Origin of the sequence: Corynebacterium sp. LK14 (assembly GCF_008042215.1) — a bacterium.
In the GTDB taxonomy this organism is placed as follows: domain Bacteria; phylum Actinomycetota; class Actinomycetes; order Mycobacteriales; family Mycobacteriaceae; genus Corynebacterium; species Corynebacterium striatum.
The window spans coordinates 67,848-78,688 of sequence record NZ_NOVQ01000003.1; the positions used below are offsets into that span (position 1 = coordinate 67,848).

At 58.9% G+C, this 10,841-nt stretch carries 11 protein-coding genes; 6 read left to right on the forward strand and 5 right to left on the reverse strand.

What is annotated here, in order from left to right:
* Positions 1 to 5: 5 nt before the first annotated feature.
* Entirely contained in the window at positions 6 to 977 is a 972-nt protein-coding gene (locus CHU71_RS01345) for a S9 family peptidase (RefSeq protein WP_100619112.1), read from the forward strand.
* Here the strand turns inward: CHU71_RS01345 and CHU71_RS01350 are convergent.
* From CHU71_RS01350 to CHU71_RS01365, 4 genes are read right to left on the reverse strand one after another with little or no spacing between them, the layout of a single operon-like run.
* Positions 967 to 1,530 (reverse strand): VanZ family protein, encoded by a 564-nt coding sequence (locus CHU71_RS01350; RefSeq protein ID WP_049160160.1) that lies wholly within the window; start codon positions 1,528 to 1,530, stop codon positions 967 to 969. The genes CHU71_RS01345 and CHU71_RS01350 overlap by 11 nt on opposite strands.
* Entirely contained in the window at positions 1,531 to 2,868 is a 1,338-nt protein-coding gene (locus tag CHU71_RS01355) for an MFS transporter (protein ID WP_147759930.1), read from the reverse strand.
* Between the two features lie 42 nt (positions 2,869 to 2,910).
* Positions 2,911 to 5,145: a cation-translocating P-type ATPase gene (locus CHU71_RS01360; RefSeq protein ID WP_147759931.1), complete on the reverse strand. Its 2,235-nt coding sequence runs from the start codon at positions 5,143 to 5,145 to the stop codon at positions 2,911 to 2,913.
* Positions 5,146 to 5,196: 51 nt separating this feature from the next.
* A complete protein-coding gene (locus CHU71_RS01365; RefSeq protein ID WP_147759932.1) occupies positions 5,197 to 5,400 on the reverse strand; it encodes a heavy-metal-associated domain-containing protein in 204 nt (67 codons plus the stop codon).
* A 131-nt stretch (positions 5,401 to 5,531) separates the two neighbouring features.
* Between CHU71_RS01365 and trxA the strand changes: the two genes are divergently transcribed.
* Both trxA and CHU71_RS01375 read left to right on the forward strand, forming a co-directional pair.
* Positions 5,532 to 5,906 carry a thioredoxin gene (gene trxA, locus CHU71_RS01370; protein ID WP_005532202.1) on the forward strand — a complete coding sequence of 125 codons (375 nt, stop codon included), beginning with the start codon at positions 5,532 to 5,534 and terminating at the stop codon, positions 5,904 to 5,906.
* 107 nt (positions 5,907 to 6,013) lie between these two features.
* Positions 6,014 to 6,757, forward strand: a complete 744-nt coding sequence (locus tag CHU71_RS01375; protein ID WP_147759933.1) for a PspA/IM30 family protein — start codon at positions 6,014 to 6,016, stop codon at positions 6,755 to 6,757.
* Between the two features lie 121 nt (positions 6,758 to 6,878).
* On the opposite strand, the gene CHU71_RS01380 is transcribed toward CHU71_RS01375, so the two are convergent.
* On the reverse strand, positions 6,879 to 8,144 hold the full coding sequence (locus CHU71_RS01380) for an NYN domain-containing protein (protein ID WP_147759934.1): 1,266 nt from the start codon (positions 8,142 to 8,144) through the stop codon (positions 6,879 to 6,881).
* 214 nt (positions 8,145 to 8,358) lie between these two features.
* Between CHU71_RS01380 and CHU71_RS01385 the strand changes: the two genes are divergently transcribed.
* The 3 genes from CHU71_RS01385 (at position 8,359) to CHU71_RS01395 (ending at position 10,647) form a co-directional block, all read left to right on the forward strand.
* Positions 8,359 to 8,733 carry a GntR family transcriptional regulator gene (locus CHU71_RS01385; RefSeq protein WP_062036714.1) on the forward strand — a complete coding sequence of 125 codons (375 nt, stop codon included), beginning with the start codon at positions 8,359 to 8,361 and terminating at the stop codon, positions 8,731 to 8,733.
* Positions 8,734 to 8,836: 103 nt separating this feature from the next.
* Positions 8,837 to 9,649, forward strand: a complete 813-nt coding sequence (locus tag CHU71_RS01390; RefSeq protein WP_147759935.1) for an AAA family ATPase — start codon at positions 8,837 to 8,839, stop codon at positions 9,647 to 9,649.
* Positions 9,646 to 10,647 carry a hypothetical protein gene (locus tag CHU71_RS01395; RefSeq protein WP_147759936.1) on the forward strand — a complete coding sequence of 334 codons (1,002 nt, stop codon included), beginning with the start codon at positions 9,646 to 9,648 and terminating at the stop codon, positions 10,645 to 10,647. Before CHU71_RS01390 ends, CHU71_RS01395 begins: the two co-directional genes overlap by 4 nt.
* Positions 10,648 to 10,841 lie beyond the last annotated feature (194 nt).

Below are 10,841 nucleotides of genomic sequence, written 5' to 3' on the forward strand. Positions count from 1 at the left end.
GGTTAATGTCAAAGGGAATCCTTCGCAGTTGCACTCCTGCTATAGCCGCGGCGCTGACTCTGCTCGCGGGTTTCTGTGTGTCCTGTGCTGATAACTCAGCTGGTTCCGGCGAATCTGGTATGGAGCATTCGGCGTCGCAGGCGCCGGCTACCCAGAAAACTAAGAAGCCGGAAGTTTCCGCCAAGAAGCTCGTCTACGCACATGAGCATGAGCGTCAACACGGATTCTTGGTCACACCCAAGAAGTCGCAGCCAGGTAAAAAGCTGCCCTTAGTTGTGTTTCTCCACGGTGGAGGATGGCAAGAGAAATCCACTGCCCAGTCAGCGGCGCCAGCTGTCAATGACCTCGTGGAGCATGGTGCCGCGGTGTGGAACGTGGAGTATCGCGGCGTATCCATCGACGGTGAAGATGCACCGGGCGGCTGGCCCATGACCTACCAGGACGTCGCTGCGGCAATTGACTTCATCCCGCAGCTTACAAACCACAGCGATGTTCCCCTCGACCTCAACAACGTTGTGGTAGCGGGCTACTCTGCGGGCGGCAATCTTGCTACGTGGACCTGTTCGCGTCCGGAGCTGGCTCCCGACGCCCCCGGTGCCCATCCGGCCTTCCACGTGGACAAGTGCGTGGGTATCGCTGGCGTTTATGACATGGAGCTCGCCTACCAGCAGCACGATAAATTTGTCCGCACCCTTCTAGGCGGTACACCGCAGGAAGTCCCCGCGCACTACTTCGATGCCTCCCCGGCATACAACGTCAACAAAAAGGCACGCGTCCTAGTGCTGCACGGAGAAAATGATGAGATGGTCAACGTCGATGAAGTCACCCGCTTCGCCGACTATGCCAAACAGCGTGGCCTCAACATCGATGCCATCATCTTCGACGACGCTAAGCACCTTTCATGGGCCAATCCCGCTGGCCTCCAGTGGCAGCAGGCACGGCGAAACATCCTTGAGCAGGTTGGAATCAAGTCTTAGGCACCGGGGCGTCGTCAAGCATCACTGCATCTGGCTTCGAGAGGTCCTTGACCTTATCGGGATCACCGAGGCGCGGGCCGAGGGCAACCAGCACCACGAAAACCACGGTCACAGCGATCGCCAGCCAGTGCCACACTGCATCGAATCTGCGGCCAAGGCGCTGTGCTAGCCAAGCACCAAACCACGCGCCAAGCGTGTTAAAGAACAAGTCATCAATGTCAGTGCGCCCCAACGCGAAAACATACTGGATGGTTTCCACCAACACCGAGAAAGCGAAACCCCAGAGCGTGGCCGCACGCTTGGACCGCAGCTGCACAAAAAGCAGAACGCCCAGCGGGACAAAGAATGCGAAGTTGCCGCCGTATTCAAACAGCGGCTTGAACCAGCTGCCGGAGAACAAGTCATCCAGCGGAATCCAGCGAATATCGCGGGCGCGCTGGTTTTCCGGCTTCCAAAGGTAGCCAATCTGGAAGAAGGCTTTGAGAGTGGTCAACGAAACAATGACGGCGCAATAGCCGCCAAGGGCTAGCGTCGAACACACTCTGTGGGGCATCTACTTAAGTACCTTTCCGCGTTGCTCCGGTAGTACAAAGGCGGCGGCTGCCGCAATTGCGAACGCAGCGGCAAAGAGGATGAACAGCCAGTGTGCGCCCGCACCAGCCAGGATAACCGGAACGATAAGCGGCGCGATGATGGAGGCCAAGCGACCGAAGCCCGCAGCGGCACCCGTGCCAGCCCCGCGCAGGTGGGTGGGGTAGAGCTCTGGGCCGATTGCGTAGAGTGCGCCCCACGCACCGAGGTTAAAGAAGGAAAGCAGGCAACCCGCAATCAAAATGAGCGCGGTGGAGTCCGCAAAGCCGTATAGGCCGGCGGCGCACGCGGAGCCCACGAGGAAAGCGGCCAGCGTAGGGCGGCGGCCCCAAGTCTCAATCAGCCAGGCCGCTGCCGCGTAGCCCGGAAGCTGCGCCAGCGTGATGATGAGCGTGAAGCTGAAGGACTTCACCAAGGTAAAACCATCGGCCACGAGCAGCGACGGAATCCAGATGAAGGCGCCGTAGTAGCTTAAGTTCACACAGAACCAGATGGTCCACAACGCCGCGGTACGCCCGCGCAGAGAGCGCGACCAAATGCTGCTGGAGGTGACATCTTCCTCGGCATAAGTGGGTGCCGCGGCGTTTTCTGGCAGTTCCTTGCCCTCGGCTTCGGCCTCAGCTTCGAAGGAGGCCACGATGTCCTCTGCCTCCGCGTGCCTGCCCTTGGATTCCAAGAATCGCACGGACTCCGGCAGCTTCATGCGCACGAAGAGAGCATAGAAGGCCGGGACCATGCCAAGTGCCAGCGCCCAACGCCAGCCGCTGGCCGATGCCCCGACTACAAAGGTTCCGATGACTGCTGCCAGGATCCAGCCCACGGCCCAGAATGCCTCCAGCAGCACAACCATGCGGCCGCGTACCTTGACCGGTGAGAATTCCGAAATCAGCGTCGATGCAACGGGCAGCTCCGCGCCCAAGCCGAGGCCCACGATGAAACGCAGAATCAAGAGCATAGCTAGTCCCGTCGCGAGCGCTGAGGCTCCCGTGGCCAGACCGTAGACCAGAAGGGTCAGCGCGAAGACGTGGCGACGGCCGAGCTTATCGGCAAGCAAGCCGCCGAAAGTGGCGCCAAGCGCCATGCCGACGAATCCGATTGAGGCCAGCCAAGAGGATTGGGTCGGTGTGATTCCCCAATGCACCGCGAGTGCGGCCATGATGAAGGAGATGAGGCCGACGTCCATAGCGTCGAGCGCCCAACCGATTCCGGAGCCCACCAGCAGGCGCTTGTGCTTGCCGGTGACAGGAAGACGGTCTAGGCGCTCGTTTCGAGATAGCGTGTTACTTTTGAGATCGGGCATGCTTTGGGATTGTAAGTCCAATTTCCCCTGTGCACTGCGTTTTTATGCGGTGGGCTGGAAAGTCCTTAGTCGCAGTGAATTACTTACAACAAAAACCGAACTAAAGGCCATCGCAATACCCGCAAACAGGGGGTTAAGTAGCCCGATTGCCGCGACTGGAATGAGTATGACATTGTAGGCGAATGCCCAGAATAGGTTGCCCTTGATGATGCGCAGAGTACGGCGCGAGAGTCGGATGGCGTCGGCAGCAGAGCGTAGATCATCGTTCATCAGCGTTATGTCGGAAGCCTCGATGGCCACGTCGGTACCTGCGCCCATGGCCAGGCCCAAATCTGCTTGGGCGAGTGCGGCGGCGTCATTCACGCCGTCACCCACCATGGCAACGTTGCAGCCCGAGCTTTGGAGCTGCTTGACGACGTCCACCTTTTCCTCCGGAAGCACGCCCGCAGTGACGTTTTCTGGGTCGATGCCCACGGCCTGCGCCACGGCCTGCGCGGCGCTTTCGTTGTCGCCGGTCAGCAGGTGTGGGACAAGCCCCAGCTCCTTCAGCTGGGCCACGGCCGCAGCGGAGGATTCCTTGACGGTGTCGCGGACATCGATGATGCCGATGAGGGCGTCGGCAGCGTAGACGGCAACCGGGGTTCCGCCCTCTGCTTCGGCAGCGCGGAATGCCTCGCTAAGGCTGCCCAGCTCGCCCTCGACGCGTCCGACACGGATGCGCTGCCCCTCGACCGTGCCCTCGACGCCACGGCCTGTCACGGAGACAAAGTCGGAGGCGGGAGTTACGTCGCTAGCAGCATGCACGATGGCCTTGGCGATGGGGTGCTCGGATCCCGCTTCTACCGCCGCGGCGAGCTTGAGAACCTGAGTTGCGTCCTGGTCACTGGTTCGTGCGGCGTGGACGTCAGCAACCGACATCTTGCCTTCGGTGATGGTGCCGGTCTTGTCCAGGACGATGGTGTCCACCTGCTTGGTGAATTCCAGAATCTCCGGGCCCTTGATGAGCAAGCCCAGCTGAGCGCCGCGGCCGGTGCTCACCAGGATTGCAGTAGGCGTGGCCAAGCCCATTGCGCACGGGCAAGCAATAATCAGCACGGCGACAGCAGCGACGAATGCCGGAGCGATGGCGGCGGTGCCACCGATGATGAGGTGTGCGATGAGCGTGAGTACGGAGATCGCGATGACGATGGGGACGAAGACCTGCGCGATCTTGTCCACGAGGCGCTGCACGGGGGCCTTTGACGCCTGTGCCTCGGTGACTAGCTTGGCCATCTGAGCCAAGGTGGTGTCCGCACCCACCTTGGTGGCGCGTACCTCCAGGCGGCCGGAGGAATTGATGGTGGCGCCGGTGACATGGTCGCCTTCCTTGACCTCAACCGGCACGGATTCTCCGGTGAGCATCGATTCATCCACAGCCGAGGCGCCGGCATTGACGACGCCGTCCGTGGCAATCTTTTCACCTGGGCGGACGACAAACACGTCGCCTACCTTGAGGTCCTTGATGGGCACGCGCTTCTCTGCACCGTCGACAAGCAGCGTAGCGTCCTTGGCTCCCATCCCCAGAAGTGTGCGCAGCGCCTCCGAAGACTGGCCCTTTGCCTTGACCTCAAACCAGCGGCCGAGCAGCAAGAACGTGATGACCATGCCTACCGACTCCAGGTAGATATGGTCCATCTCAGCATTGTTGGATACGAGCTCCATGTGCATCTTCATGCCCGGATGGCCGGCGTGGCCGAAGAACATGGCATAGAGCGACCAGAAGTAGGCCGCGGTGGTGCCCATGGTGATGAGCGTGTCCATGGTAAACGAGCCGTGCTTGAGGTTCGTCCAGGTGGCCTTGTGGAAAGGGGCGCCGCCGAAGATGTAGACGGTGGTGGCCAAAATAGCTGCAGCCCACTGCCAGTTGGTGAACTGGAGGGCCGGCAGCATGGAGACCACCATGATCGGCGTGGAAATCGCGGCAGAGACAATCGTGCGGCGCAGCAGGTCCTTGGCCTCTTGCGCGCGGGCCTCGTCCACCGGATTGGCAGTCTCTTCGGAATCCGCCTCTTGCTCTTCCGTCAGCGCGAAGGCGTCGTAGCCTGCGCCCCGCACAACCTCGATGAGGGAGTCAGGGGTGGAAGTGGAAGGGTCGTATTCAATTGAGGCGGACTCCGTGGCAAAGTTCACGGTGGCCTCAACTCCATCGACCTTGTTGAGCTTGCGTTCGACGCGGGACGAGCACGAGGTGCACGTCATGCCGGAAACACCGAGATCGAGGTGGACGAGGTTAGTCATGGGAAGTGATCGCTTCTTTACGCGAGTTGAGGTTTCGGATGGTTGTGGCGCTTATGCCTTGAGGGTGTAACCAGCCTCTTTAACGGCGGCGGCAACCTGCTCGTCGCTGAAGCCTTCGCCCTCAACGGTGACTGCGCCGGTGGTGTGGTCAGCGGTGACCTCGTGGACGCCGGTGATCTCGCCGACCTCTTCCTTGACGGACATCTCGCAGTGTGCGCAGGTCATGCCCTCGACGGTGTAGTTCTTGACTGCCATGATTCGTTTCCTTTCTTTGGGTGCACCCCGAGCCTATACCCCCCTGGGGTATCACGCAATGAATAGCCGAGGAATAACTCAGGCTCATGTACCGTTGATAGGAAAGGCCCCGAAAAAGAGGAGTGATTTATATGGCAACGATCGACGTAACCGAAGAGACTTTTGAGCAGACCGTTAGCGGTGAGGGCATTACCCTCGTAGACGCTTGGGCCGACTGGTGCGGACCTTGTAAGCGTTTTGCCCCTGTTTATGAAAAGGCCTCTGAGCAGCACACGGATGCAACGTTTGCCAAGCTCGACACCGAAGCCAACCAAGGCCTGGCTGCTGCACTGCAGATCCAGTCCATCCCAACTCTGATGATTTTCCGCGACGGAATCATGGTCTTCCGTGAAGCTGGTGCACTACCGCCGGCAGCACTTGAGGATCTTATTACTCAGGTTAAAGGACTCGACATGGATGATGTTCGCCGCCAGGTTGAGGAGCAGAACGCTCAGACCAACGGCTAAAGATTTTTCTTTCGCCCCCCGGCGCTTTCCAGTGGGTCCCGCTAAACTCGCTAGAAAGCGTCTTTTTTATGGGACCACGTTACTTAAGCGAACAAGGAGTTAGTTCAATGGCGAATCCATTCAGCAAGGGCTGGAAGTACGTAATGTCCTCTTTCGACCAGAAGATCGACGAGAACGCGGATCCTAAGGTCCAAATTCAGCAGGCCGTGGAGGGCGCCAAGGAACAGCACCGCCAAATCTCCGAGCATGCTGCGGAGATTATTGGACGCAAGAACCAGCTCGAGCTGCAGATTAACCGTCTCCTGAAGTCCCAGGAGGATTACCAAAACCAAACTCGCCGTGCCCTTGAGCTAGCGGATAAGGCGGAGGACCCGCAGGCCGCTTCTGAGTACAACCAGGCCGCTGAGGTCGTGGCTTCCCAACTTGTTGCTGTGGAGCAGGAGCTTGCTGATCTCAAGACCCAGCATGCGGCTGCTTCGCAGGCGGCTGAGCAGGCAAAGGTTCAGCAGCAGCAGTCCGAGGCTCGCCTCAAGGAGCAGTTGGCGCAGGTCGATGAGCTGCTGGCACAGGCCGATCAGGCCGCGATGCAAGAGCAGAACGCCAAGGTTATGGACTCGATGAACGAGCTCAAGCCGGATGGCTCCACACCGACCCTCGATTCGGTGCGCGCCAAGATTGAAAAGCGCTACACCGACGCTCTCGGCGCGCAAGAGCTACATCAGCTCTCGGGCGGCGACCGTATCCAGGAAATCACTTCCGCTGGTAATGACTTGAAGGCCGCGTCCCGCCTGGACGAGATCCGTGCGGAGATGGCAAAGCAGAAGGAGCTCGGCTCCGGCGAGCAGAAGTAAGCTGCAGTAAAGCTAAGCTGCGCTAGTCAAAAGAAATAAGGAGGAAAGCCCCCCATGAGGGCCGGCCTCCTTTTTGTTTGCCGCTTTGGGACTCGCTGCGCGCTTGTGGACTCTTGCGGCTCTAGCTTTCGTTGCGGCGAACGGTGATGAGGACACCGCGGATGCCGGAGTGGAAGCCGTCGCGCAGGTTGACGCGCTGGGATTCGGTCAGCGTGTACTCGTGCAGAGTCTCACAGGCGAATTGCAGCAGCGGACGGTCGATCTCAGGCGGAAGTCCACCGCCAGAGAGCAGGTGGGCCTGGTCGCGCTGTTCCGCGCTAGCCGCGTTCTCGAACCACCAGGACGCGTACTGCTGGCCGACGTCGAAAGGCGACTGGAACCCTGCAGAAGTCCAGACTTCCTCAGGAAGTGGCACGTACTTTGAGCGCAGCTTGCGACGAGGCGCCATCATCGACGGCTTTGGCGCGGCCGGCTTTGGGGAGCCAGACTCGGCTGCAGCGTCGGATGCACCAGTCGAAGGCTTCTCAGGGGTCGACGTGCCGTTAGAACCCTGCGTGTCATCTGCAGAAGCAGGGTCGGGAGTCTTGGTGGTCTCGGCTGAGCCGTTTTCAGTGGAATCGGCCCCGCCATCCTTGGATGCCTGCGGAGCGGTGCCTGCTGCAAGGTCGGCGGGAGATGGGGAGGAAGAGCCCGGTGATGCTGCTGGCTTCGGCTTTGGTGCGGAGGCGAATGCTGCCTCCGCTTCGGAGGGTTCGCCGCATTCGTCTTCGTCGTGTTCGGGGAGTTCTGGCATCTCATCGTGGCCGTTGTGCGGTTCCCGAATGGTCGGTGGCAGTGGGCCTTCGAGGACCTGGAGCTCCATTGCATCGGCGAAGTCTTCGCGCGGATCGAGGATGGTCGTGGTGTCACAAGCGTGGCGCAGTGCGGAGGACATGGAGTCCCAGCCGAAGCCGTAGAGGTGCACGCGCACGCCCGCGTTTACGGCTTCTTGTACGCCCGGGATCATGTCGGCGTCACCGGAAACCAAAACAAAGTCGGTGACTTGCTGCTTCATTGCAGCGAGAATCATGTCGGCAACGAGGCGGGTATCGACTGCCTTTTGGGCGCGGCGCTCGCCCCACTCGATGAGCTGGCCGGTGCGAAGCTGCACGCCATCACAGGTGCGCAGTGCGCGCTGGTAGCGGTGTGGGCCAGTGTCTGGGATTCCGTCGTACCAGTACTGGCGGTGGATGCGGTTTCCGAGCTGGTTCTCCACCATGGAACCGAGGTTATTTACGACCTCTGGGAGGTCTATTTCTAGTTGCGCGCGAGCTCCGGTTTCCCATGAGTTATAAAAGCTCGCAAGCAGGTAAGACGTGTCAACGAAGACAAGTGTTCGTTCAAGCATGGCTCCTAAGTTCCGTTTCTAATAGTTCTAACTAAATTTGCTTTGGTTTCCAGTGTGCCCCATTAGTCACTAAACGTCGATGTCTCGGAGGGAATTGGCAGGTCAGGCGGCCTAGAAAAGTTTTGCTCTTGCGCGAATCTAAAATCTGAGGTACTTGTTTGGTTAGTTAGTTGAGTAACTAACCCATCGAGTAAGCGAGGAGGTGCAGGCGTACATGGATAACTCAACGCAGCCGTTGTTTAGACAGATCGCCGCGCTAATTGAGGACTCCATCGTGGAAGGTGGCCTGGAAGAAGGAGCGCAGGCGCCTTCGACGAATGAGCTAGCCGCCTTCCACAACATCAACCCCGCCACGGCGCGAAAGGGGATTACTTTGTTGACCGAACTCGGAATTCTAGAAAAACGCCGCGGCATCGGCATGTTCGTGGCGGCCGGCGCTACCGAAAGAATCCGCCAGCGGCGCCGCAATGACTTCGCCGCCGAATACGTCGCCCCGCTCGTCGATGAGGCCGTCCGCCTTGGGTATACGCGCGAGCAATTACAAGAACTTGTCCACCGTGTCGCAGAAAGCAGAGGACTCTACTCATGACCGCATACACCGCGAACACCGCGAATACCGCAAACGCTGTAATTACTGCAAACACCCAACGTATCCCGGAGTGGTCGAAATGATTAAAGCCGAAAACCTAGCTATGCAAAATACTCCGGCGCTGTCTTTCGCGCTGGAAGATAACCTGACCCACGGCCTGGTGGGCCCCAATGGAGTGGGCAAGACGACGCTGCTGCGCATGATCGCAGGCCAGCTCAAGTCGGAGGGGTTGAAAGTCTTTGGGGAGCGCCCTTTTGACAACCAGAAGATCATGGATCGCATTATCCTGATGGGCATCGATAACCCGCTTTTCGATGGCTGGAACGTGGACAAGCTCTTCCGCATCGGCAAGGCGCGGTGGAAGACCTGGAACCAGGAGCGGGCTGAAGAACTTGCCTCGCAATTTGCGCTCCCGAAGAAGAACTACTCCGGCTTGTCTCGCGGTCAGAAGTCCGCGATGGGCTTTATCTTCGCCGTGGCTTCCGGCTGCGAGTTGATGCTGCTGGATGAACCCTACCTGGGCCTCGACGTCGATAAGCGTCAGCGCTTTCTTGAGGTCCTCCGGGAGGAACAGGGCAAACGCACGATTGTGGTGTCCACCCATCATCTCGATGAGATTGAGGGCTACCTCGACACGGTGCTTTTGCTTGGCGAAGCCCCCTTGTCTGGCCCCATTGAAAGTCTCGTCGATTGCATCGTGGCGGTGACGGGCCCTGCGGAACAAGTAGATAGGGCGCTGGGGCGCCTACAGTTGCCGGTATTGGCCCGCCATTCCTCGGTCCACGCAGAGCGTGTGCTTATCGACGCCCGCCCCAACTTCGCCGAGTGCGTCTTCGACCAGGCGGCAGAATTCGGGCTACGCGCGCAGGAAGTCACCCTGGAAGAGGCGGTGCTGGCGCTAGGGGGTGCACAATGAAACTCTTCTTCGGCACGCTGAATTGGGGAAACTCGCTGCTGTCGATTTTCTTGCTTTGTGGATTCTTCCTGGCGGGAGGCGCCGGCAATGCGATTATCACGAGTTTCGTGCTCGTCGCTCTGTGGGTCGGTATTTTTGCTGCCGGCCTGCATGAAACCAAAGCGCAGCCATTAGGGCTTAACACGGCCACTAAAACTCGATACGGTCGCATCGCAGCGCTTTTGCCAGCTGTGATTGCTGGCATTTTGACCATCTATCTGCGTTGGTGGATTGCTCTCGCTATCACGGTGCTAATCCTCGCGTGGAAGCTGATCTGTTGGAAGGCCGAAGCCAAAACCATGACAGTCGAAGACCTTCTAGCGGATACGCCAGGCAATGATAATTTTGGACGATTCCCAGTAAGCCTTGAAGGTCAGTTGGTCTACCGCCCGTTGGTTCGCGGTTGGCTTATCGGCTGGGTGATTCTGTGTATCGCAGCGGTGGCGAACGCCTTCATCAGCAACATATGGCCTGAGAACGGACCGAATATAGGAAACATGCTGATGACAATGGCCATCTTGGCCATGACGACGACCTGTGTGCAACACCTTGATTCTTTGGCCAACTTCGTCACGCTTGGCGGCAGCCAAAGTACATGGGCGCGACATGTCATCATCGCAAGCTTGGTCAGTCCGGCGGCGAGCCTCCTTGGCGTTGGGCTTAGCTGGCTGATTGTGGGTGAGCCTATTTGGTTCATTGCAGCATTCGGCTTCCTGGTGCCCGCACTCGTTGTCTCAGTTGAATTGTGTTCGTGGAAGACCGTCTACATGCCGGTGCTGATTGCCGCTGCAACGGTAGCCATCTTCGAGTTGCGAATGGAGGAGATGCTCGACGGGTTGCCGATGATGCTCGCGGCGGCCGTTGCGTACGTGCTGTGGGCGGTGCTGCTGCCCGTTAACGTGCGACGAGTGAATCCATACGCTTCAGGACTGAAAAAGTGGTTAGGAATAAAGAGCTAAAAAGCGCAATCACCAGCGGATTTGTGAAGTTTCAAAGTGGTGTGTAACTTTATGTGAGTCAGCGCGACCGACAGCGCCCCACAGTCACGCAGTGACTGGCTGAAGTGGCGGGAGGAAAACAGGCCCTGACGAAAATAATTTTTTGCTCATGATGAGCTGTCACTATTTAAATGGTGGCTGTTTGTTGTGTGGTG

Coding starts and splice junctions, on each gene's coding strand:
- CHU71_RS01355 (WP_147759930.1), bottom strand. CDS start 2,868: ATGCCCGATCTCAAAAGTAACACGCTATCTCGAAACGAGCGCCTAGAC.
- CHU71_RS01395 (WP_147759936.1), top strand. CDS start 9,646: ATGAAACTCTTCTTCGGCACGCTGAATTGGGGAAACTCGCTGCTGTCG.
- trxA (WP_005532202.1), top strand. CDS start 5,532: ATGGCAACGATCGACGTAACCGAAGAGACTTTTGAGCAGACCGTTAGC.
- CHU71_RS01345 (WP_100619112.1), top strand. CDS start 6: ATGTCAAAGGGAATCCTTCGCAGTTGCACTCCTGCTATAGCCGCGGCG.
- CHU71_RS01365 (WP_147759932.1), bottom strand. CDS start 5,400: ATGGCAGTCAAGAACTACACCGTCGAGGGCATGACCTGCGCACACTGC.
- CHU71_RS01375 (WP_147759933.1), top strand. CDS start 6,014: ATGGCGAATCCATTCAGCAAGGGCTGGAAGTACGTAATGTCCTCTTTC.
- CHU71_RS01385 (WP_062036714.1), top strand. CDS start 8,359: ATGGATAACTCAACGCAGCCGTTGTTTAGACAGATCGCCGCGCTAATT.
- CHU71_RS01350 (WP_049160160.1), bottom strand. CDS start 1,530: ATGCCCCACAGAGTGTGTTCGACGCTAGCCCTTGGCGGCTATTGCGCC.
- CHU71_RS01390 (WP_147759935.1), top strand. CDS start 8,837: ATGCAAAATACTCCGGCGCTGTCTTTCGCGCTGGAAGATAACCTGACC.
- CHU71_RS01360 (WP_147759931.1), bottom strand. CDS start 5,145: ATGACTAACCTCGTCCACCTCGATCTCGGTGTTTCCGGCATGACGTGC.
- CHU71_RS01380 (WP_147759934.1), bottom strand. CDS start 8,144: ATGCTTGAACGAACACTTGTCTTCGTTGACACGTCTTACCTGCTTGCG.